We start from the raw sequence: 21,351 nt of genomic DNA on the forward strand, positions 1-21,351 counted from the left end.
CATGCTGCTCGACGTCCGCGATCTGCGCGTGGAGTTCAGGACCCGGGACGGGATCTCCCGGGCCGTCAACGGGGTGTCGTGCACCGTGGACGCGGGGGAGACCCTCGCGGTGCTCGGCGAGTCCGGCTCGGGCAAGTCGGTGACCGCGCAGGCCGTGATGGGGATCCTCGACATGCCGCCGGGGCGGATCACCGGCGGGGAGATCCTCTTCCGGGGCCGGGACCTGCTGCGGATGAAGGAGGAGGAACGGCGGCGGCTGCGGGGCGCCGGGATGGCGATGATCTTCCAGGACGCGCTGTCGGCCCTCAACCCGGTGCTGTCGGTGGGCGACCAGCTCGGCGAGCTGTTCGTGGTGCACCGGGGGATGTCGCGAAAGGCCGCGCGGGCGAAGGCGGTCGACCTGATGGAGCGGGTGCGCATCCCGGGCGCCGCCCAGCGGGTGCGCGACTACCCCCACCAGTTCTCCGGGGGCATGCGCCAGCGCATCATGATCGCCATGGCGCTGGCCCTGGAGCCCGCGCTGGTCATCGCCGACGAGCCGACCACCGCCCTCGACGTCACCGTGCAGGCGCAGGTCATGGACCTGCTCGCGGAGTTGCGGCGCGAGTACCGGATGGGGCTCGTCCTCATCACCCACGACCTGGGCGTGGTGGCGGACGTCGCCGACCGGATCGCGGTGATGTACGCCGGCCGGATCGTGGAGTCGGCGCCGGTGCGCGACATCTACAAGGCGCCCGCCCACCCCTACACGCGCGGCCTGCTGGACTCCATCCCGCGCCTGGACCTCAAGGGGCGGGAGCTGTACGCCATCAAGGGCCTGCCGCCGAACCTGTCGCGCATCCCCCCGGGCTGCTCCTTCCATCCGCGCTGCCCGATGGCCCGGGACGTCTGCCGCACCGACGTGCCCCCGCTGTACGAGGTGTCCGGGGACCGCGGCAGCGCCTGCCACTTCTGGAGGGAGTGCCTGGATGGCGGCGAGCAGTGAACCGATCCTGGAGGTCAGCGGGCTCGTCAAGCACTACCCGCTCACCCGGGGCGTCGTGTTCAGGAAGCGGATCGGCGCGGTCAGGGCGGTCGACGGCGTCGACTTCACCCTCGGCCGGGGGGAGACCCTCGGCATCGTCGGCGAGTCGGGGTGCGGCAAGTCGACGGTCGCCAAGCTGCTGTGCAACCTGGAGCGGCCGACCGCCGGGTCCATCCGGTTCAAGGGCGAGGACATCACCCGGCTGTCGGGCCGCGCCCTGAAGGCCGTGCGCCGCAACATCCAGATGGTCTTCCAGGACCCGTACACCTCCCTCAACCCCCGGATGACCGTGGGCGACATCGTGGGGGAGCCGTACGAGATCCACCCCGAGGCCGCTCCCAAGGGGGACAGGCGCCGCAGGGTCCGGGAACTGCTGGACGTGGTGGGGCTCGACCCGGAGTACGTCAACCGCTATCCGCACCAGTTCTCCGGCGGCCAGCGCCAGCGCATCGGCATCGCGCGGGGCCTCGCGCTGCGCCCGGAGATCATCGTCGCCGACGAGCCGGTGTCCGCGCTGGACGTGTCGGTGCAGGCCCAGGTGATCAACCTGCTGGACCGGCTCCAGGCGGAGTTCGACCTCTCCTATGTGTTCATCGCCCACGACCTGTCGATCGTGCGGCACATCTCGGACCGGATCGGGGTCATGTACCTGGGCCGGATCGTGGAGACGGGCCGGGAGGAGGAGATCTACGAGCACCCGACGCACCCCTACACCCAGGCGCTGCTGTCGGCGGTGCCGGTCCCGGACCCGGAGGCGAGGGAGCACCGCGAGCGGATCCTCCTCAGCGGGGACGTGCCCTCCCCCACGGCCATCCCCTCCGGGTGCCGCTTCCGCACCCGGTGCTGGAAGGCGCGGGAGCGGTGCGCGGTGGAGGTGCCGGCGCTCGCGGTGCCGGCGGTCTTCCGCCGGGGTCCGGCCGCCCACGACTCGGCGTGCCACTTCGCGGAGGAGAGGCGGGTGGTGCCGCCGGAGGGTCCGGGGGCGCCCGAAGCCACCGGAGCCGACGGCAACGGGCCGGGGTGACATGGTGCACCCCGGCCCGTTCACGGCACCCGCACGGCCGTACGCTGTGCAGCCTGCCGCGTCCGTATATCGGAGCTGCTTCCGTCAAGTTGCCTGTTCGTTAACGCAATTGACGGCTGCCGTCCGCGTCACGCCAGGGACCGCCGCAGGAAGTCCAGCTGGAGGTTGAGCAGGTTCTCCGCGACCGTCTCCTGCGGGGTCATGTGGGTCACCCCGGACAGCGGCAGCACCTCGTGCGGCCGGCCCGCGGCCAGCAGCGCGGAGGACAGCCGCAGCGAGTGCGCGACCACCACGTTGTCGTCCGCCAGGCCGTGGATGACCATCATCGGGCGGTGCGGCTCGGCCGCGTCGACCAGGCCCGCGTCCTCGATCAGCGAGTTGCGGCGGTAGACCTCCGGCTGCTCGTTCGGGTCGCCCAGGTAGCGCTCCTGGTAGTGGGTGTCGTACAGCCGCAGATCGGTGACGGGCGCGCCGACCACCGCCGCGTGGAAGACGTCCGGGCGGCGCAGCACCGCCATGGCGGACAGGTAGCCGCCGAAGGACCAGCCCCGGATCGCCACCCGGCGCAGGTCCAGCGGGAACCGCTCGGCGAGCGACTGGAGCGCGTCGACCTGGTCCTGGAGCACGACCTCGGCCAGGTCGTCCTTGATCTCCTTCTCCCAGGCGGGCGAGCGCCCCGGGGTGCCCCGGCCGTCGGCGACCACGACGGCGAAGCCCTGGTCGGCGAACCACTGGGAGGTGAGATGGGCGTTGTGCGCGGCGACCACCCGCTGACCGTGCGGGCCACCGTAGGGGTCCAGCAAAACCGGCAGGGGAGTGTCACCGGGGTAGTCCCGTGGCATAAGCACGGCGCACGGAATTCGGCGTGCGCCCCCCTCGGTGAGAGTGACCCGGGGGGACAAACCGGGGTCTTCGGCGTAGGACCGGACAGTCGCCGTCACTTTTCCGTCACGCAGCACCTGGACACGGGCGCCCGGCCTGTCCAGCGTCGCGGACACCAGCACCGTCACGTCCCCGGCGCGCACCGCCGAGTGCACACCGGGTTCCCGGGACACGCGCTCCACGCCCAGCTCGTTCACCCGGTACACATGGATCTCGCCGATCTCGGGCGCCTCCGCGTCGGCTCCGGCGGAGGCGGAGACGAGCACGTCGTCCGCGCCCACGTCCAGCACCGCACGGATGTGCAACTGGCCGCTGGTCAGCGGACGTTCGCCGACGGCCAGCACGCGCGCCCCACCCTCGTCGGCGATCCTGACCAGCTGTCCGGAGGGGCTCCAGCAGGGAACCCCACCGAACAGTTCCAGCCAAATTGGGTCCTCGTCGGCGTGCACCATCCGGGTCGCCCCGGTGTCCGGGTCCACCGCCAGGTAGAGCAGTCCGCGCTGGTCCCGGGACTGCACCAGAACCAGCGGCGCCCCCGCCTCTGACCAGTGCACTCGGGCCAGATACGGGTAGCGGGCACGGTCCCAGAGCACCTCCGTGCGCGACCCGTCGAGGCCGAGCACGAACAGCCGTACGTCCGCGTTGGCAGTGCCGGCCGCGGGGTAGGCGACGTTACTTGGCTCACGCTCGGGGTGTGCCGGATCGGAGATCCACCACCTGGTCACCGGCGTGTCGTCCGCGCGGGCCACCAGCAGCCGGTCCGCCTCCGGGGCCCACCAGAAGCCCCGGGTACGGCTCATCTCCTCGGCCGCGATGAACTCCGCGAGGCCGTAGGTGACCTGCTCGGTCTCCGGCTCGGCGAGCGCGCGGTCGCCCTCGCCGTCGGCGCCCACCACGCGCAGGGCACCCCGGGCGACGTAGGCGATGTGCCGGCCGTCGGGCGCCGGACGCGGGTCGATCACCGGCCCCGGGACGGGGAGTTCACGGGTCTCGCCGGTCGTCAGGCGCGCCGCGAAAAGCCGCCCTGACAAGGTGAAAGACGCCAACTCCACGGTGGCGTCGGTGGCGTAGCCGACGATGCCGGCCCCGCCCTCCCTGGTGCGCTCCCGGCGGGCCCGTTCCTCGGGCGAGAGCTGTTCGGAGGCACCCTTGAGCAGGGCGCCCGGGTCGGCGGCGAGCCGCTCGGTGCCGTCCGGGAGGTCCATCACCCAGAGGGAGTTGGCCCGGTCGGCACCGGAGCTCGAACGCAGGAACGCGACACGTGCGCCGTCGGGCGCCACGGTGAACCCGCGCGGCGCGCCGAGGGTGAACCGCTGGGTCCTGGCGTGCCTGCGGGGAAAGGAGTCGGACTCGGTCGTCATACCCCGACCATATTGGCCATGCGCCCCCTTGTGCGGCTGTGCGCCGAGCGATGCGCGAGTACGGATAGTTATGATCACTACCGCTGTGTGGGTATGAACCTGCCGGTGTCCGCATGGACTTGCTCTACCGATCTTTCCGAACAGCCGTGTCCCTGGGATCTTTGGAGGTGAGCCGCCGTGGCACTCTCGATTTCGGCGGTGGTGCTGCTGGCGATCATCGTCTTCCTGCTGATGAAGAAGTCGGGGCTGAAGGGCGGCCACGCGGTGGTCTGCATGCTGCTCGGCTTCTATCTCGCCTCCTCGACCATCGCGCCCACGATCAGCCAGCTGACGACGAACGTGGCCAGCATGATCGGCAGCATCAAGTTCTGACCTGTTCTGCTTCGGCCCGCTGCCTGACTTCGTAAGCTTGACCGTCCTGGGACGAGTGAGGCTGGGGGCAGCGGGTGGACGAGCAGGGCGTGGACCGGAGACTGAGGGAACTGGCGAAGGCGTCACCCAACTTCGGGCGGCTGTACGGGTACCAGCCTCTCTTGGCGATCTACGGCTCGCAGGCCGAACTCACCGTTCTGACCAACCCGAACGCGGCCTACGTCAGCGCCGGTCAGTTCGGTGAGGTCCTGGCCGAGGAGTTCGTCACCCGTACGGGCACCCGGGTCGAAGGCACCCGCCAGGTCGACCGCTTGAACGCACTCACGCGCGCCGGCGTGCTCGTGGGCTGGAGCCGTGCGGCTTTCGACAAGCTGCGCCGAGGCCGGAACGACGCCGCGCACAACCACCTCTTCGACACGACGAAGGCCCTGGAGGCCCTGAAGCTGTGCTGGCAGCTCGGCGACCTGTTCGACCGGGCCCTGGGCGGCACGCGCACGGTGACGGCCTTCGTGCCTCCCACACTGCCTGCCGAGACCCCGTCGGTCTCTCCCGAAGAGCTCGCGGAGTTGCGGGAGGCCCTGAACGAGCATCGTCGTACTCTCGCCGAGTCGCAGGTGAAGCTCTCGGAGACCAGTGACCGTCTGGAGGCCGAGCGCCGCGCCCGTGCCAGGGCCGAGGAACTCATGGCCAGCGCGGAGCAGGCCAAGGTGATGCACGCCGCTCAGGTCGAGGAACTGCGGGCGCAGGTCGAGGAACTGCGGGCGGCGCACCGGCAGCAGTACGACCGCGAGCGCCTCCAGCCCCGCAGGATCGCCTCCGCCGCGCGCGACGCGATCGTGGAGCGCGCCCAGCGCCCGGCGCCTCTCAACGAGGTCCAGGCGCGGGCGAAGATCGACGCGATGCTCGCCGAGGCGGGCTGGGCGGTGCAGAAGAAGGCGGACGCCAACCCGCTGGCGGGCAGGGGCGTCGCCATCGAGGAGTTCACCGTTGCCACCGGCCGCGCCGACTACGTCCTCTACGTCGACGGCAAGATCGTCGGCGTCATCGAGGCCAAGCGCGAAGGCACGCCGCTGGCCGGAGCGCTGGGACAGAACGAGCGGTACGCGGCGGGCGTGCTCAAGGAACACGCGATGGCCGTGTGGCGCCGCGAGGAGCCCTTCGCGTTCCGCTACGCCACGACCGGCACGGAGACGTACTTCCTCAACCGGATCGACCCGGAGGCCCGCTCCCGGGAGGTCTTCGGCTTCCACCGCCCGGAGACTCTCGCGGCGTGGATGCGGTACGCCGAAGAGCATCCGGACGCCCCCACCTTCCGGGCGGCCCTGCGTACGAGCATGCCGCTGCTGGAGACCCACGGGCTGCGCATGGCCCAGGTGGAGGCGATCACCGGCCTGGAGGACTCCCTGGCCGCCGACAAGCCACGCGCCCTCATCCAGATGGCCACGGGCGCCGGCAAGACCTTCACGGCCGTCACGGAGACCTACCGGCTGCTCCGCCATGCGGGCGCCCGCCGGGTCCTCTTCCTCGTCGACCGCAACAACCTCGGCCGCCAGGCCCGCGCGGAGTTCGACAAGTACCGCACGCCGGACGAGAACCGGAAGCTGACCGACCTCTACAACGTCGACATGCTGGGCCGCGGCGGGCTCCAGGAGACCTCCTCGGTCGTGGTCTCCACCATCCAGCGGATGTACGCGCTTCTCAAGGGCGAGCCGCTGACGGACGAGCCGGAGACGACGGACGAGCCGGAGACGGACGAATCAGCGGGCGCCCCGTTGAACGAGACGTACGTGGCGGACGAGCCGATCACCGTCGAGTACAACCCGGACGTCCCGATCGAGTCGTTCGACGTGATCATCGTGGACGAGTGCCATCGCTCGATCTACGGGCTGTGGCGGGGGGTCCTGGAATACTTCGACGCCCACCTGGTGGGCCTCACCGCCACGCCCACCCGGCAGACCAGGGGCTTCTTCGACCACAACGAGGTCTCGAAGTACACGTACGAACAGGCTGTCGCAGACGGAGTCAACGTCGACTTCGACATCGTGCGCCTCAATACCGACCTGCGGGAGAACGGCGGCGCGAAGATCGAGAAGGGTACGACCGTCCGGATCCGGGACCGGCAGACGCGTGCCCAGCGGTACGAGGAACTGGACGAGGACTTCGCCTACACCACCTCGCAGCTGGGTCGCTCGGTGATCACCGAGGACGAGATCCGCGCCGTGCTGACGACGTACAAGAACAACTGGCAGCGCTGGTTCCCGGGCCGGGCCGACCTTCCCAAGACCCTGGTCTTCGCGGCGGGCGACGACCACGCCGAGGAGGTACTCAAGCAGGTCAAGGAGGTCTTCGGACGCGGCGACGAGTTCGCGAAGAAGATCACCTACCGGTCGCGGGCGAACGGTGACGACCCCGACTCGCTCATCAACGACCTGCGGAACTCGCCCCGCCTGCGGGTCGCGGTGACCGTCGACATGATCGCCACGGGCACGGACGTGAAGCCGCTGGAGTGCGTGATCTTCCTGCGCTCGGTGAAGAGTCCGGTCCTCTTCGAGCAGATGAAGGGCCGGGGGGCCCGCTCCATCGACCCGGACGACCTGAAGAAGGTGACTCCGGAGGCGGCTTCCGACCTGACGAAGGACCGTTTCGTCCTCATCGACGCGGTGGGCGTCACCGATTCGCCTCTGGTGGACGCCCGCCCCCTGATCCCGGCCGGTGAACAGCGGGGCGTCTCGCTGGCCAAGCTGCTCGACAAGGCGGGCACGCGGTCGCTGACGGCGGACGAGGCCGAGACCCTGGGGCGCCGCCTGGCCCGCATCGACCGCCAGTTGGACGATGAGGACAGGGCCCTTCTCGCCCGGACGTCCGGCGGCGTCAGCCTGGCCGACCTGGCCCGGCACATCGCGGACGCGGTGGACGTCGACACCCAGGACCAGGCCCGTCACGAAGGCGGCCCCGAGCTGGCCCGGAAGAAGGTCCAGGACGCCGTGGCGCCGCTCACCTCGCGCCCGGAGCTGCGCAAGCTGATCCTCGAGATCCGTCACCAGCAGGACCTGACGTACGACGAGACGACCGAGGTACTGGTCACAGAGCTGCGGGAGATCCCCCGGCAGGAGCGGGCCCGCAAGGAACTCGACGAGTGGAACGGCCTCCTCACCAAGGAGCAGCAGGACGAGAACGCGGCGATCCGCGTCGCCCTGGGCAGCGGCGCGCGCGTCGCTCCGCGAGAGGCGAGGGCTGCCCTGAAGGAGCTGGCGGCCAAGGTGCGAGCGACCAACCGCGCCTGGACACCGACCGTCCTGTGGGATCACTACGAGCAGCTCGGCAGGGCGGCGGCCAGTCCCGGCAAGGAGGCCGGCCTGGGCGACCTGATGCGCCTCATCCGCTACGAGCTCGGTGCCGACGACGAGCTGCGCCCGTACCGTACGGTGGTCCAGGAGCGCTTCGAGGGCTGGCTGCTGCGGCAGCGGCAGGCGGGTGTGGAGTTCACGGACGACCAGCTGTGGTGGCTGGAGCGGATAAAGAACGCCATCTCCAACGACGTCGGCATAGAGCCGGGAGACTTCGGAGTCGCCCCCTTCACCGAGCGCGGCGGAGGCCGGGGCTTCATGCGGGCGTTCGGGGACAAGGACAAGGCGTTGGAACTGTTGGATGAGCTGAATCAGGAACTGGCTTGAGTGTGAGCGTGGACGGGGAGAGAGAGCTTCCGGCGGGGTGGGCTTGGGTCCAATTGGATCAGGTCTGCGACGTTACTGGGGGTATTCAGAAGCAGGGCAAGCGCCGTCCGGTGAAGAACAAGTTCCCTTTTCTGCGTGTAGCCAACGTTGGGCGTGGGTCTCTGAACCTCGGTGAGGTCCACGAGGTTGAGCTTTTCGAGGGTGAGCTGGATCGGTTTCGTCTGAGAGACGGTGACCTGCTCGTAGTCGAAGGAAATGGGAGCCCGGATCAGATTGGCCGTGCCGCTATGTGGCGGGGCGCCATCAAGGATGCAGTGCACCAGAATCACTTGATCAAGGTGCGGCCGACTTCCTGTATCGATCCTCAGTTTCTTGAGCTCCTTTGGAACTCCCCCACTATTTCGGCTCAGTTGATGAAAGTGGCTCAGTCGACTAGCGGCCTTTACACGCTGAGCACCTCGAAGCTGAACCGTGTGGAGTTCGCCCTACCGCCGCTCGCGGAGCAGCACCGCATCGTCGAGGTCCTGGAGGAGCAGCTGTCGCGGCTTGAAGTGGCCCTCGGGTCCCTGCGGTCCTCTGCCGTGCGTAGTGCAGGTCTGCGCCGGTCGCTGGCGGCCAAGGCCTTCTCCGGAACGTTGCTTTCCGATAGCGGCGGCTCGCCTCTTTTGGCCCAGCCTCTCCTGGAGCGGGTTGACGCTCAAGTCTCCGCACATGCTGGCAAGAAGCGTTGGAGTCAAGAGCGAACTCCCGCGCAGGAATGGTGTCACGATCTGCCCGAGGGTTGGGAATGGAGGACCCTGGGGTCGCTGTCGTTGATGATTCAGTACGGAACCTCGGCGAAAGCTGAAACCTCGGCTGCCGACGATGCAGTCCCCGTGATCAGGATGGGTAATATCCAATCAGGGAGCATTGTCCTGAACGACATAAAGTATCTGCCAGGTGATCATCCAGATATCGATCCTATGCGACTCCAAGGCGGAGACCTGCTGTTCAACCGCACCAACAGTGCTGAATTGGTTGGGAAATCTGCGGTGTACCGAGACGACCTGGGTGAGGCTGTGTTCGCCTCGTACTTGATTCGGTGCCGTCTCGCGGACGGGATCGATCCCGACTGGGTAAGTACTTACGTAAACAGTGTCGGCGGTCGAAAATATATCAGGTCGGTACTGTCGCAGCAGGTCGGCCAAGCGAACGTGAATAGCGTTAAGTTGGCAATGTTCCCCATTCCTGTTCCTCCGGCCGAGGAGCAGGTGAAGATCATGAAAAACCTGCGCGATTGGTATCGTCTGCTGGAGTATTCTGACAAGAGCCGAGAAACCGCGAAATTGCGGGCCATCCAACTGCGCGAATCGCTCCTCCGTGCAGCATTCTCCGGAAGACTCACACAGCAGTCGCCTGAGGATGAGCCTGCCGCCGATCTCCTTGCCCGTATCGCTGTCGAACGTGCCGCTCAGGATCCGCCCAAGCGTGCTGGCAAGATATCCCGCCGACGGGCGGCTACGTCATCGGCCCTGCGGGGCGCCGTTGCAACTGGCCCCGCCCCTGAACCAACCCCCGTCCCCGCCCTCGCCGTACAGCAGGAGTTCGACCTGTGACCGCCCCCGCAGACGCCCAGCAGCCCGCCGAGAAGGCCAAGGTCGCTGCCCAGACCAACACCCTGGTCTCCAAGCTCTGGAACTACTGCAACGTCCTCCGCGACAACGGCATGTCCACCATCGAGTACGTCGAGCAGCTCTCCTACCTGCTCTTCCTCAAGATGGTCGACGAGATCGAGAACGACCCCTGGGACGGGCAGGACATGAGTGCCCTCGTCCCGGCCGACTACAACTGGCAGTCCCTCGTCGGCAAGCGCGGTCCCGAGCTGGAAAAGCACTACCGCGACATCCTCGAACATCTCGGCAGCCAGCCCGAAACCACCATCGGCACGATCTTCGCCGACGCCCAGAACCGGATCACCAAGCCCGCCCTTCTGGAGAAGCTTGTCGTCGAGCTGATCGGCCGGGAGGACTGGGCCGTCACCGGGACCGACCTGAAGGGCGACGCCTACGAAGGTCTGCTCGCCAAGGGCGCGTCGGACACCAAGACCGGCGCCGGCCAGTACTTCACCCCCCGCGCGCTCATCGACGCCATGGTCGACGTCACGCAGCCCGACCACGACGACACCATCACCGACCCGGCCTGCGGTACCGGCGGCTTCCTCATCGCCGCCCACGCCTACATCCGCGAGCACCACATGAAGACCATGTCGCTGGACGAGCGCATGGCCTACGACAGCGGCCGCAAGATCTGGGGCAACGAACTCGTCACCGGCACCGCCCGCCTCGCCGCCATGAACATGCTCCTCCACGGCATCGGCAAGAGCGACGGCCCGAGCCTCATCACCGTCGGCGACGCCCTCGCCGACAAGCCCAGCGGCAAGCACGCCACCCTCGTCCTCGCCAACCCTCCCTTCGGCCGCAAGTCCGCGATCACCGTGATCGGTCAGGACGGCGAGGTGGAGAAGGAGGACATCCAGTACGACCGTGACGACTTCACCGCGACCACGACCAACAAGCAGCTCAACTTCCTGCAACACATCATGTCGCTCACGGCAGTTGGCGGACGTGCCGCCGTCGTCCTGCCCGACAACGTCCTCTTCGAGGGCGGGGCCGGTGAGAAGGTCCGCCGCAAGCTCCTGGACGAGTTCGACCTGCACACCATCCTGCGACTGCCCACCGGCATCTTCTACGCGGGCGGCGTCAAGGCCAACGTCCTCTTCTTCGACAAGAAGTCCCCGCGAGCCGACGGCAAGCCGCACACCACCGAGACGTGGGTCTACGACTTCCGTACCGGCCAGCACTTCACGCTGAAGCAACGCCCGCTCACCCGCGCGCACCTGGACGACTTCGTCGCCGCCTACCGGCCCGGCGAGCCGCGCTCGTCCCGCGTCGAGTCCGAGGACGAGAACGGGCCGTTCAAGAAGTTCAGCTACGAGGAACTGATCGCGCGCGACAAGGTCAACCTCGACATCACGTGGATGAAGGACCCGGCCCTCGACGACGCCGACAGCGGTCTGCCGCCCGAGGTGATCGCCGAGGAGATCGTCCGCGACCTCCAGTCCGCCCTGAACGAGTTCACGGCCATCGCCCGTTCCCTGGGCGGCGAGGTGGACGTACCGGAGGTCGAGGTCGAGTAACCGGGTCCAGTCGGGTCAGTCTTCGGACGCGTACGACACGAAGTGGGCCCAGGCCCCCGGCGCCAGCATGAGCCGGGGGCCCTCGACGTTCTTGGAGTCGCGGACGTGGATGGTGCGGGGCGCTATGGCGACCTCGACACACGAGTCGCCTTCGGGCCCGTCGCTGTAACTGCTCTTGAACCACGCCGGCTCGAAGGTGCCACCAGCAGCGGGCTCGCGAATCATGTTTCTCCCAGCAGTTGCTTGATGAAGGCCAGCGACTCCCGTGGGGAGAGAGCCTGAGCCCGGATGGTGCTGTACCGCAACTCAAGGATGCGGAGCTGTTTCAGATCGGAAGTCGGGCGGCCGTTGAACGCTCCATCGGAGCGGCCTACTGCCGTCCCGTCCTCGAACTTCAGCACCTCGATCTTGCCGCTCAGCCCGGGATGGGCACCAGAGTCCGTCGGCATCACCTGAAGGGTGACATGGCGTAGCTCAGCCACTTCCAGCAGGTGTTCGAGCTGCTGACGCCACACCATTGTGCCTCCAACCCTTCGGCGTAGTGTCACCTCTTCCTGGACGAAGCTGAGCATCGGTGCCGGATCCCGCTCGAAGATCGATTTACGGCCCGTACGCGCGGCCACCAGGCGTTCCAGCTCGGCCTCTGAGTAGGCGGACTGGGACACCTCGAACAGGGCCCGCGCATGTTCCGGCGTCTGCAACAGGCCATGGATGCTGAGTCCGACGTACACCCCCATCTCCACAGCCTTGGCTTCCAGCTCGGCCGGTTCCCGAACCTTCTTCGGATACCGGACCTTCTCCACGTCCTCCTTCATCGCCGAGATCAGCCCACCCGCCCTCAAAACCCTGTCGGCGTTGTCCAGGTACCCGGGCTGGGGGATCCGCTTCCCGCCCTCGACCTTGTAGATCAGGTCCTCGCCGTAGCCGATGGCCTTGCCGAACTCGCCGGCCCTCATCCCCGCCGCCTCCCGGCGCAGCTTCAACTGTCGTCCCACCGTGGCGATGACCGCGACGCCCCACTCGTCATCCGGATCCACCTCCCAACCCGGCTCGTCTGACTCGCCCTTGAGTTCGTCCGTCATCACCCCTCCTGACACGTGCCGACGCTCCGGACAACCACCGGACAGTCACCGTACGCAACGGCGTAATCACTCATCACGGTAGGCGTAGTCGGCCACTCTGAGTGACGTGAATCAGAAATTCGCCGACCCCAGCGCCCGAAACGTCGAACTCGGCAGCGCCGCCCCCTACTTCACCGTCCTGCTGTCCTCCACCCCACGCGGAGCCCGCCTGGCCCGGCTGCTCGCGGCCGACCAGCTCCGGAGCTGGGGAATTCCGTCGGAGTCCGCGACGCACATCGTGGCGGAACTGGCCGCCAACGCCGCCACCCATGGCCGCCTGCCCGGCCGCAGCTTCCGCCTCACCCTCTACGTTGTCGGCCACACTCTGCGCATCGAAGTCGCCGACACGCGCGGTGACCGTCTGCCCGAGCTCCAAGTACCGGACGCGCACGCCGAGTCCGGTCGCGGCCTGCTGATCGTGGACGCGCTCGCCGACCGCTGGGATGTCGCCGAGGGCCCTTTCCCGCGCAAGACCATCTGGGCCGAACTGTGCCTTCAGACACCGGAACCCGCCCCCACGGGTTCCGGTGACACCGGCGGCTGAAAGCCAAGAACGGACGGGGAAAAGGAACCCACCAAACCCCACCCCTCCCGCCCGAGCCGGTCGCTCACTCGGCCGGGTGAATATGCCTGCGTCAGCTGGATTTCACAGCCCCAGCTACCCATACGCTCAGCGCAACACCACCGCAGACATGCGACGGCCCTCGCCGGGAAGGCAATCCCAGTGCGAGGGCCTGACCACCGAGGAAGAGGCAACTTCCCGATGGATACCCAGAACCCTAGCGCGCCCCCGCGCGCCCAGTCCGGCATTGGCGGCAACAAGCACCCGAACCGGGGCCCTCAAGCCGCCGCACGCTCCGGCTCCGGCGGGCTCACCCACGACAACACCCGCCACACCACCCGCTTCACGGTGATCGGCAACCACCTGGTCCAGCACCCCGACCTCTCCCTCCTCGCGATCGGTCTGGCCTGCCACATCCAGTCGCTGCCGAAGGGCGCCCGCGTCGACATCAAGACCCTTTCCGCCCGTTTCCCCGAGGGCGCCACCCGGATCGCCGCCGCCCTGCGTGAGTTGGAGACCCACGGCTACCTGCGCCGCGAACGCTCCCGCGTCCCCGGCGGCCGTATCGTCACGCGCACCATCTCGTGCAACCAGCCGACAGCCCAGCGCCACCATCCCGACAGGCCCGGCTGCCCCACCCGGCGGCCGGCACGACCGGCGGCGGCACCGGCACAGCGCCCTCCCCGCACCGCCCCCAAGCCCCTCCCCGCCGTACCCCAGCCGGCCTGCACCGCCCCCGCCGCCCTCCAGGCCGCCGCCGACCTCCTCGTCGATCTGCGCCGCCACGACCCGGGCCTGCTCCTCTCGGAGAAGGACACGGCACATCTGGCCCCCGGCGTCGCCGCCTGGCTGGAGCGCGACGTCAGCCCCGCGGCCGTGCGCGGGGTACTGACCACCGATCTGCCACCTGAGGGGCTACGACGCCCCGCCGCCCTTCTGGCCCACCGCCTCGCCGCCCAGCTGCCACCCCCACCGCCGTTCCGGGCTCCGGCCGCCCCACAGCCCGTACGGCACCCTTTCCAGACCTGCGACGGTTGCGACCGCCCCTTCCGCGCGCCCGCTCCCGGCCGCTGCCGCGACTGCCGAACCGATCTCCCGGAGGCCGCCTAACATGAACGTGACGATCCTTGCCCCCGGGCACAGACGAGGAGCGAGCGCCATGACCATCGCCCCGGACAACGCGCAGCAGGGCGCCTCCCACCTCTACCGGGCCATGCGTGACTTCGTGGAGTCCACGGACGGCACCCTCCCCGGCAAGTTCGAGATCACCAAGGAAGGGATCGTCCTCGACATGATGTCGCCTGTCCGGCCGCACGAGCTCACCGCGCTGCGTCTCCGGAAACGCCTGGAGAAGGTCATGCCCGAGGAGATCGTGGCCCACACGGGCGAACCCGATGTGGAGGTGGAGCCGGAAGGCATCATGCGCCGCCCTGACATCATGGTGATCGCCGAGGCGGACATGGAAGGAGAGGGGTCCTTCGACCCTCGTACGCTCATCGCCGCCATCGAGATCGTCTCCCGGTCCAACCCGGACAACGACTGGGTCACCAAGATGCGCGACTATCCCCTGATCGGCATCCCGGCCTACGCGATCTTCGACCCGCGCACCGGCACCGGTGCCGTCTTCGCGGACATCCACCCGACCCCCAGCGGCCCCCGTTACGCCACCCGCAAGGACTTCGTCTACGGCGAGGACGTCACCATCGCAGACTGGACCATCTCGACGGACGGCCTGCCGCGCTACAAGGACGAGGGCGCCGAGCCGGAGCCCCGGTCCTGAAGCCGAAGAGCGTCTTTCCGGATACGGAGGAGCCGGTTTCGGCCACCTTGGTCCGAGGTGGCAGGCCCTGGCTTGACTGACCCCCCTACGTCAGGGGAATCGTTCTCGTAAAGATCGTCAAGATCGTCGCGAAGATTTCTCCCGGGGTAGCACATGGCCATTTCCAGACCGCAGACACGGCAGTTCGAGGCGTTCATGACGAACCTGTCCTACGCCCGGCGCATGGTCAAAGCGGGTGCCATGCTCACGCCCTTCAGGTCTCCGACGATCGACATCGACGACTTCTACCGGGCGGCCTGGGTTCAGGCGGTCGCGGCCATCGATCACTGGCTGCACGAGGAGGTCCTGCGCCGGGTCGCCGAGCTGGCGGCCAAGGACAGTCCTGAGATGCCGTACCAGCTCCGGGTCTACGAGCTGCCTTTGCACACGGTCGAGGCTGTGCGGCGTGGCGATGTGGCCCTGTCCGAAGCCGTGGTCGAGCACCTGAGGGAAAAGCTGTCGGGACAGGCGCTCCAGCATCCCGGAAAGATTTCCGAAGTACTCAAACTCGTAACGGAAAAGAAAGTCTGGTATGAGGCGGCGGGATGCGTCAACAAGGAATTCTTCCAGGGGCGCACCACATTCAACGAGAAGAAGCTCCGCAGCCGCTATCTGGAGATCACCCGGCGACGTAACAAAATCGCGCATGACGCCGACCTGATCGACGGCGACCTGAAACAGCGGCGCCCCATGGACGAGGCGGAGGTGACGGACGCCATCGACTGGATCGAGCGCATCGCACTGGCCATCGCTCACGTTCTCGACAGCAAAGACCAGGAGGTGACCGAAGGAGGCCCGGCCGCCTCGTAGGCTGGTCCCCATGACGGAACTGCCAGCCCGGCGTCTTCTCCTGGTGCACGCGCACCCGGACGACGAGTCGATCAACAACGGCGCCACCATGGCCAAGTACGTGGCCGAGGGCGCCCAGGTGACCCTGGTCACCTGCACCCTGGGGGAGCGGGGGGAGTCCATCCCGCCCGAACTGCGGCACCTGACCGGCGCGGCGCTCGGCGCGTACCGGCGCGGTGAGCTGGCCGCCGCCCTCGCCGAGCTGGGGGTCACCGACGCCCGGCTGCTCGGCGGCGCGGGCCGCTACGGCGACTCCGGGATGATGGGCATCCCCGACAACGAGGACCCCGGCTGCTTCTGGCAGGCCGACGTGGACGAGGCCGCGGGACACCTCGTCGAGGTCATCCTGGAGGTCCGCCCCCAGGTCCTCGTCACCTACGACGACAACGGCGGGTACGGCCACCCGGACCACATCCAGGCCCACCGCGTCGCCATGCGCGCCGTCGACCTCGCGGCCGAGCGCGGGCACGTCATCGACAAGGTCTACTGGATCCGCACCCCGCGCTCCGTCGCCGAGGACGCCTTCGCCCGGCTCCAGGAAGAGCTGCCGTCCCTGCCCTTCGAGAAGAGCGCGGCCCTCGACGACGTACCCGGCGTGGTGGACGACGCGCGTGTCACCACCGCCGTCGACGGCACCGCGCACGCCGCCGCCAAGACCGCCGCGATGCGCGCGCACGCCACCCAGGTCGAGGTGGCCGGGTCCTGCTTCGCCCTGTCGAACGAGCTGGCCCAGCCGCTGTTCACCACCGAATACTTCGAGTTGGTGCGCGGCACCGCCGTTCCCGGTGAGACCGACCTGTTCGCCGGTATCGCCGTCGAGGAGGCCCCGTGAGCGGCGCCGGGGGCCGCACCGGCACCCCGGGCCCGATGCTCGCCCAGCCGCTGCGCCCGCCGACCCCGGGGCGGGCGGCGGCGTACGTCGGCCTCTTCCTGCTCGGCGCGGTCGTCGCGGCCGCCGGGGCCCTGGTGCAGGCCGCCTGGTTCCCCGGGGGGCTGCTGCTCGCCCTCGCGGGCGCCGTCGGGACGTTCCTCGGCGGGGCGTACACCACCCGGTCCCGGGGCGGCGCGATGGCCCCGGCCGCGGGCTGGATCGTCACCGTCATCCTGCTCACCGCCTCCCGCCCCGAGGGCGACTTCCTGTTCGGCGCGGGCGGCGGCTCCTATCTCTTCCTGTTCGGCGGCATGGCCCTGGCTGTGATCTGTGCCACGCTCGGCGCGGGGTGGCAACCGCGCGGCGGCTCCGCCCGACTTGGCAAGTGACGTACCGCTTTCCGGTGCGGCCCACGTGCGAGTTGGGTGTGGGTTTCCTCAGCGGTCAGGGGATGAAGGCCAGAAGCGGCCAGTATGGTGGTGCGCGCCGCCGAGCCTCCCTCACGCGCTCGACCTCGTTCGAGCTGGGGGGACCGTCCAAGCAGTGAGGCCGGTGTCGGGCGGCGGAGCCAACTGGGAGAACCTGCCTTGAGTCGTGAAACTGACACTCCGTCCTCCGGGCCCAACGGGCGCGGCGGAGCCGCATACCCGTCCGGCACCCCGCCGTACGGGACCCCCATGGCTTCCGGCGACGGTACGGGCGCGGGCCGTTCGGGCACGCGGTCCGAGGAACGCAAGACCGAGACCACGCTGACGACCCGTATCCGGATCAACATCCCCGGGTCCCGGCCCATCCCGCCGGTCGTGGTGCGCAAGCCCGTCGCGGACGGCGAGTCCGCCGACGGCGCCCGGGAGGAGAAGCCGGCCGCCGAGACGCGCACCCCGGCCGCCCCGGCGCCCGCCCCCGAGGTCCCCGCCGAGCCCGCGGCCCAGGCCGAGGAGAAGACCAGCGACTGGTTCGCGCCCCGCAAGGCGGGCGCGCCCGCCAAGGGCGGCGCGGGTGCCAACGGGCCCAAGAACGCCGGGGGTTCCGGCGCTCCCGCCGGCGCGCCGGGCGCCCGTGCGGGTGCTCAGGGAGCGAACGGCGCGGCCGGTCGCCCCGGCGGTGTGGTCGGCTCCATGAGCGTGCCCGGCCGCACCCCCGGCAGGACGAGCGGCTCGGGCCTGCCCGGCGCCACCGGCGGCCCCGTGGCCCCCGGACACGGCGGCGGCACCGGCTCCTTCGACGTCACCGAGGCGCTGGCCGCGGGCCCGCTGGGCGGCGGCTCCCGCGCCTCGGAAGCGGGCGGCGAGCCGCGCCGCGACGATCTGCCGTACTTCTCGGAGAACGGTCCCGCGGGCGGCCACGAGCCCTTCGGGGGCACCGCGGGCGCGGGCGGCGCGAACGGCGCCGGCGGTCACGGCGGTCAGCACGGCCCGCAGGGGCCCGCGGGGCCGACCGGCGGTCCGGTCACCGGGGACAGCCCGCTGCGGCCGGGCGCCGAGGGCCCCTACGGCCATCAGGGCGCTGCGCGCGGCGCCCTCGCGGACATCGCCGACCTCGAAGGACCGGCCGGCGCCCCGGCGGGTGTCCCGGGCGGCGGTCTCGGTCCCGGTGGCGGGCTCAGCGACGACACCGCGATCCTCACTCCGCAGAAGCCGGCCCCCGAACCGGGCACGCCCGGCTACCGGGCCCCGGACAACGTCTCGGGACACACCGTCACCAGCGGCATCCCGGTCGTCCCCGGCGCGAACGGCGCCCCGTTCGGCGCCGGTGGTCCGGCCGGCGGCCCCGCGGGTGGTCCGGCCGCCCCGGCGGCGCCCAGGCCCGAACCGGCCGCGGCCGCGCCCAAGGCGGCGGCCAAGCCGAAGAAGAAGGGCCGCAGCAAGCTGGTGCTGCTCTGCGCCGGCGTGGTCGTGATCGCGGGCGGTGTCTACGGCGCCGGGCTGCTGATGAACCACACCGACGTGCCCAAGGGCACCACCGTGCTCGGCGTCGACATCGGCGGCGGCACCCGCGACGACGCCGTCAAGAAGCTCGACGACGCGTTCGGCACCCGGGTGGCCAAGCCGCTGAAGCTGTCCGTGGGCGGCCGTACGGTCACGCTCACCCCGGCCAACGCCGGTCTCCAGTTCGACTTCCAGGCCACCGCGAGCGAGGCCGCCCGGAGCGACTACAACCCGGTCTCCGTGGTCGGCACGCTCTTCGGCCGGCAGCGCGTGGTCGAGCCGGTCATGCCGGTGGACGAGGAGAAGCTCCAGGCCGCGCTCCAGCAGGCGGGCGGCGGCTCCGGCTCCGGCGCGGTGGTCGAGGGCGGCATCGAGTTCAAGGCCGGCAAGGCCGTCGCCGTCTACGGCAAGGCGGGTACGGCCATCGACGTGGCCCGCTCGACCCAGGCGATCGAACAGGCGTACCGCACCGAAGTGGAGACGGGCGACTCGTCGCCGGTCACCGTGCCCACCGCCAACCGGCAGCCGGCGGTCTCCAACGCCGAGGTGGACCGCGAGCTGAAGGAGTTCGCGAAGCCGGCCATGTCGGCGCCGGTGGTCGTGCGCACCGACGCGGCGCACTCGGTCCTGTTCAGCCCGCAGAAGTCGCTGTGGAAGTTCCTCGGCGTGGCCGCGGTCGACGGCAAGCTGACCGACAAGCCCGACTACCCGGCCCTGAAGCAGCTCTACGGCCAGGCCTTCGACGGCGTCCTGATCACCCGGGGCAACGGCAAGAAGACGCCGGTCACGCCCCAGGACGTCTACCTGGCCATGCGTCAGGCGCTGACCAGCACGACCAACCGCGTCGCGGTGATCAGCACCAACCCGAACTAGGGGAGCCCGTACGGCTTTCGAGGGGCGCCCGGCATGCCGCCGGGCGCCCCTCGCGGGTATGTCACCCCATCCCCATGACATCTGTCATCCGGCACCCAGGACCCGCGACACTGCCGGACGCCACCCCCGCCCCGCCACCATGGACGCCATGACAACGACAGCGGCACCGGCCACCTCCACCGAGGTGGTCGGGTTCGACCAGGTGACCAAGGCGTACGGGACGGTGCGGGCCGTCGACGGGCTCTCGCTGCGACTGCACCCCGGGCAGACCGTCGCCCTGCTCGGGCCCAACGGCGCGGGCAAGTCCACCACCCTCGACCTGCTCCTCGGCCTCAGACAGCCCGACGCCGGCACGGTGTCCGTGTTCGGGACCACCCCCCGCGAGGCGATCGTGGCCGGGCGGGTCGGGGCCATGCTGCAGAGCGGCGGCCTGATGGACGACGTCACCGTCGCCGAACTGGTCGGGCTGTCCTGCTCCCTGCACCCGCGCCCGTACAAGCCGTCCGACGTGATGGCCCGCGCGGGCATCGCGCAGATCGCCGACCGCAAGGTCAACAAGCTCTCCGGCGGCCAGGCCCAGCGCGTCCGCTTCGCCCTCGCCACCGCGGGCGACAGCGACCTGATCATCCTGGACGAGCCGACCACCGGCATGGACGTCTCCGCCCGCCAGGCCTTCTGGGCCACCATGCGCGAGCAGGCCGACCAGGGCCGTACGGTCCTGTTCGCCACCCACTACCTCGAAGAGGCCGACGCCATCGCCGACCGGGTCCTGGTGCTGCACCGCGGCCGCCTGCTCGCCGACGGCACCGCCGCCGAGATCAAGGCGCGGGCGGGCGCCCGGCGCGTCTCCTTCGACCTGGAGGGCACCGTCGACGCGGAGGCCCTGCGCGCCCTGCCGTTCCTCACCGCCCTCGACGTGTCGGGCCGGACCGTGCGCATCCAGTCCGCCGACGCCGACGCCACCGTGCACGCCCTCTACGGCCTCGGTGTCTACCCCCGCAACCTGGAGGTCGCCGGTCTCGGCCTGGAGCAGGCGTTCGTCGCGATCACGGAGGCCGAGGAGGCCAGGCAGTCGTGAACAGTCTCATCAGGCTCGAACTGACCCGCGCGCTGCGCAACAAGAAGTTCCTGTTCTTCTCGGTGCTCTACCCGGCGGTCCTCTTCCTGATCATCGCGGGCAACGCCGACGACACCAGGATGGACGGCACCGGCCTGACGCTGGCGACGTACATGATGGTGTCCATGGCCTCCTTCGGCGCCCTGACCGCCGTGCTGATGGGCAACAGCGAGCGCATCGCCAAGGAACGCGAGAGCGGCTGGGTACGGCAGCTGCGGCTGACCCCGCTGCCCGGCCGCGGCTACGTCCTCGCCAAGACCGCCGGCGCCGCCGTGGTGAGCCTGCCGTCCATCGTGGTGGTCTTCCTGGCCGCCGCCGTGATCAAGCACGTACGCCTGGACGCGTGGCAGTGGCTCGCGCTCACCGGGGTCATCTGGGCCGGCAGCCTGGTCTTCGCCGCGCTCGGCGTGGCCATCGGCTACCTCGCCTCGGGGGACGCGGTCCGCCCGGTCACGATGATCGTCTACTTCGGCCTGTCGATCCTCGGCGGCCTGTGGATGCCGTCGACCACCTTCCCGCGGTTCCTCCAGGACATCGCCGAATGGCTGCCCACCCACGCGTACGCCGCGCTGGGCCGGGCCGTCGAGGAGAGCCGGGCCCCGCACACCACAGACGTCGTCGTCCTCGCCGGGTACTTCGTCCTCTTCGCGGGCGGCGCGGCCTGGCTGTACCGGAAGGACACGCTGAAGGCGTGAGCAC

The 21,351-nt window shown here is 69.7% G+C and carries 18 protein-coding genes; 15 read left to right on the top strand and 3 right to left on the bottom strand.

Annotated elements, in window-relative coordinates; all coding sequences use genetic code 11:
• Nucleotide 1 precedes the first annotated feature (1 nt).
• Entirely contained in the window at nt 2–985 is a 984-nt protein-coding gene (locus QSK45_RS22370) for an ABC transporter ATP-binding protein (protein ID WP_285559585.1), read from the top strand.
• Nucleotides 969–2,048 (top strand): ABC transporter ATP-binding protein, encoded by a 1,080-nt coding sequence (locus QSK45_RS22375; RefSeq protein ID WP_285559587.1) that lies wholly within the window; start codon nt 969–971, stop codon nt 2,046–2,048. The genes QSK45_RS22370 and QSK45_RS22375 overlap by 17 nt, the downstream gene beginning before the upstream one ends.
• Before the next feature lie 128 nt (nt 2,049–2,176).
• Here the strand turns inward: QSK45_RS22375 and QSK45_RS22380 are convergent, their stop codons facing one another.
• On the bottom strand, nt 2,177–4,291 hold the full coding sequence (locus tag QSK45_RS22380; protein ID WP_285559588.1) for a S9 family peptidase: 2,115 nt from the start codon (nt 4,289–4,291) through the stop codon (nt 2,177–2,179).
• A gap of 177 nt (nt 4,292–4,468) precedes the next feature.
• Between QSK45_RS22380 and QSK45_RS22385 the strand changes: the two genes are divergently transcribed.
• From QSK45_RS22385 to QSK45_RS22400, 4 genes are all read left to right on the top strand, one after another.
• A complete protein-coding gene (locus QSK45_RS22385) occupies nt 4,469–4,663 on the top strand; it encodes a hypothetical protein (RefSeq protein WP_037659963.1) in 195 nt (64 codons plus the stop codon).
• Between the two features lie 89 nt (nt 4,664–4,752).
• Entirely contained in the window at nt 4,753–8,337 is a 3,585-nt protein-coding gene (locus QSK45_RS22390; protein WP_285559591.1) for a type I restriction endonuclease subunit R, read from the top strand.
• A 2-nt stretch (nt 8,338–8,339) separates the two neighbouring features.
• Nucleotides 8,340–9,932, top strand: coding sequence for a restriction endonuclease subunit S (locus QSK45_RS22395; protein WP_285559929.1), 1,593 nt, complete (start codon nt 8,340–8,342; stop codon nt 9,930–9,932).
• Nucleotides 9,929–11,512, top strand: a complete 1,584-nt coding sequence (locus QSK45_RS22400; RefSeq protein WP_285559594.1) for a type I restriction-modification system subunit M — start codon at nt 9,929–9,931, stop codon at nt 11,510–11,512. The genes QSK45_RS22395 and QSK45_RS22400 overlap by 4 nt, the downstream gene beginning before the upstream one ends.
• A gap of 15 nt (nt 11,513–11,527) precedes the next feature.
• Here the strand turns inward: QSK45_RS22400 and QSK45_RS22405 are convergent, their stop codons facing one another.
• Together QSK45_RS22405 and QSK45_RS22410 are read right to left on the bottom strand one after the other, a co-directional pair.
• On the bottom strand, nt 11,528–11,737 hold the full coding sequence (locus QSK45_RS22405; protein WP_285559596.1) for a DUF397 domain-containing protein: 210 nt from the start codon (nt 11,735–11,737) through the stop codon (nt 11,528–11,530).
• On the bottom strand, nt 11,734–12,594 hold the full coding sequence (locus QSK45_RS22410) for a helix-turn-helix domain-containing protein (RefSeq protein WP_285559598.1): 861 nt from the start codon (nt 12,592–12,594) through the stop codon (nt 11,734–11,736). The genes QSK45_RS22405 and QSK45_RS22410 overlap by 4 nt, the downstream gene beginning before the upstream one ends.
• Nucleotides 12,595–12,700: 106 nt before the next feature.
• Between QSK45_RS22410 and QSK45_RS22415 the strand changes: the two genes are divergently transcribed.
• The 9 genes from QSK45_RS22415 to QSK45_RS22455 all read left to right on the top strand — a co-directional run bounded on the left by QSK45_RS22415 (nt 12,701) and on the right by QSK45_RS22455 (nt 21,347).
• Nucleotides 12,701–13,177, top strand: coding sequence for an ATP-binding protein (locus QSK45_RS22415; protein WP_490993601.1), 477 nt, complete (start codon nt 12,701–12,703; stop codon nt 13,175–13,177).
• A 219-nt stretch (nt 13,178–13,396) separates the two neighbouring features.
• Nucleotides 13,397–14,305: a helix-turn-helix domain-containing protein gene (locus QSK45_RS22420; protein WP_285559599.1), complete on the top strand. Its 909-nt coding sequence runs from the start codon at nt 13,397–13,399 to the stop codon at nt 14,303–14,305.
• 49 nt (nt 14,306–14,354) lie between these two features.
• On the top strand, nt 14,355–14,975 hold the full coding sequence (locus QSK45_RS22425) for a Uma2 family endonuclease (protein WP_285559601.1): 621 nt from the start codon (nt 14,355–14,357) through the stop codon (nt 14,973–14,975).
• A 153-nt stretch (nt 14,976–15,128) separates the two neighbouring features.
• Nucleotides 15,129–15,824 (top strand): hypothetical protein, encoded by a 696-nt coding sequence (locus QSK45_RS22430; RefSeq protein WP_285559603.1) that lies wholly within the window; start codon nt 15,129–15,131, stop codon nt 15,822–15,824.
• Between the two features lie 10 nt (nt 15,825–15,834).
• On the top strand, nt 15,835–16,695 hold the full coding sequence (gene mshB / locus QSK45_RS22435) for an N-acetyl-1-D-myo-inositol-2-amino-2-deoxy-alpha-D-glucopyranoside deacetylase (protein WP_285559605.1): 861 nt from the start codon (nt 15,835–15,837) through the stop codon (nt 16,693–16,695).
• 35 nt (nt 16,696–16,730) lie between these two features.
• The gene (locus QSK45_RS22440) at nt 16,731–17,123 is read left to right on the top strand and encodes a DUF6113 family protein (RefSeq protein ID WP_285559933.1); all 393 of its coding nucleotides are present in this window, start codon (nt 16,731–16,733) and stop codon (nt 17,121–17,123) included.
• 198 nt (nt 17,124–17,321) lie between these two features.
• On the top strand, nt 17,322–19,535 hold the full coding sequence (locus tag QSK45_RS22445) for a hypothetical protein (RefSeq protein ID WP_285559606.1): 2,214 nt from the start codon (nt 17,322–17,324) through the stop codon (nt 19,533–19,535).
• 148 nt (nt 19,536–19,683) lie between these two features.
• Nucleotides 19,684–20,613, top strand: a complete 930-nt coding sequence (locus QSK45_RS22450) for an ABC transporter ATP-binding protein (RefSeq protein WP_285559607.1) — start codon at nt 19,684–19,686, stop codon at nt 20,611–20,613.
• Entirely contained in the window at nt 20,610–21,347 is a 738-nt protein-coding gene (locus QSK45_RS22455) for an ABC transporter permease (protein ID WP_285559608.1), read from the top strand. The genes QSK45_RS22450 and QSK45_RS22455 overlap by 4 nt, the downstream gene beginning before the upstream one ends.
• Nucleotides 21,348–21,351 lie beyond the last annotated feature (4 nt).

It is taken from the genome of Streptomyces hygroscopicus subsp. hygroscopicus, assembly GCF_030269125.1.
GTDB classification, from domain to species: Bacteria; Actinomycetota; Actinomycetes; order Streptomycetales; family Streptomycetaceae; genus Streptomyces; species Streptomyces hygroscopicus_C.

What these genes read in the sequence shown, in the direction of transcription:
- QSK45_RS22370 (WP_285559585.1), top strand. Translation starts at nt 2, where the DNA reads ATGCTGCTCGACGTCCGCGATCTGCGCGTGGAGTTCAGGACCCGGGAC.
- QSK45_RS22375 (WP_285559587.1), top strand. Translation starts at nt 969, where the DNA reads ATGGCGGCGAGCAGTGAACCGATCCTGGAGGTCAGCGGGCTCGTCAAG.
- QSK45_RS22380 (WP_285559588.1), bottom strand. Translation starts at nt 4,291, where the DNA reads ATGACGACCGAGTCCGACTCCTTTCCCCGCAGGCACGCCAGGACCCAG.
- QSK45_RS22405 (WP_285559596.1), bottom strand. Translation starts at nt 11,737, where the DNA reads ATGATTCGCGAGCCCGCTGCTGGTGGCACCTTCGAGCCGGCGTGGTTC.
- QSK45_RS22410 (WP_285559598.1), bottom strand. Translation starts at nt 12,594, where the DNA reads ATGACGGACGAACTCAAGGGCGAGTCAGACGAGCCGGGTTGGGAGGTG.
- QSK45_RS22420 (WP_285559599.1), top strand. Translation starts at nt 13,397, where the DNA reads ATGGATACCCAGAACCCTAGCGCGCCCCCGCGCGCCCAGTCCGGCATT.
- QSK45_RS22425 (WP_285559601.1), top strand. Translation starts at nt 14,355, where the DNA reads ATGACCATCGCCCCGGACAACGCGCAGCAGGGCGCCTCCCACCTCTAC.
- QSK45_RS22430 (WP_285559603.1), top strand. Translation starts at nt 15,129, where the DNA reads ATGGCCATTTCCAGACCGCAGACACGGCAGTTCGAGGCGTTCATGACG.
- mshB (WP_285559605.1), top strand. Translation starts at nt 15,835, where the DNA reads ATGACGGAACTGCCAGCCCGGCGTCTTCTCCTGGTGCACGCGCACCCG.
- QSK45_RS22440 (WP_285559933.1), top strand. Translation starts at nt 16,731, where the DNA reads ATGCTCGCCCAGCCGCTGCGCCCGCCGACCCCGGGGCGGGCGGCGGCG.
- QSK45_RS22450 (WP_285559607.1), top strand. Translation starts at nt 19,684, where the DNA reads ATGACAACGACAGCGGCACCGGCCACCTCCACCGAGGTGGTCGGGTTC.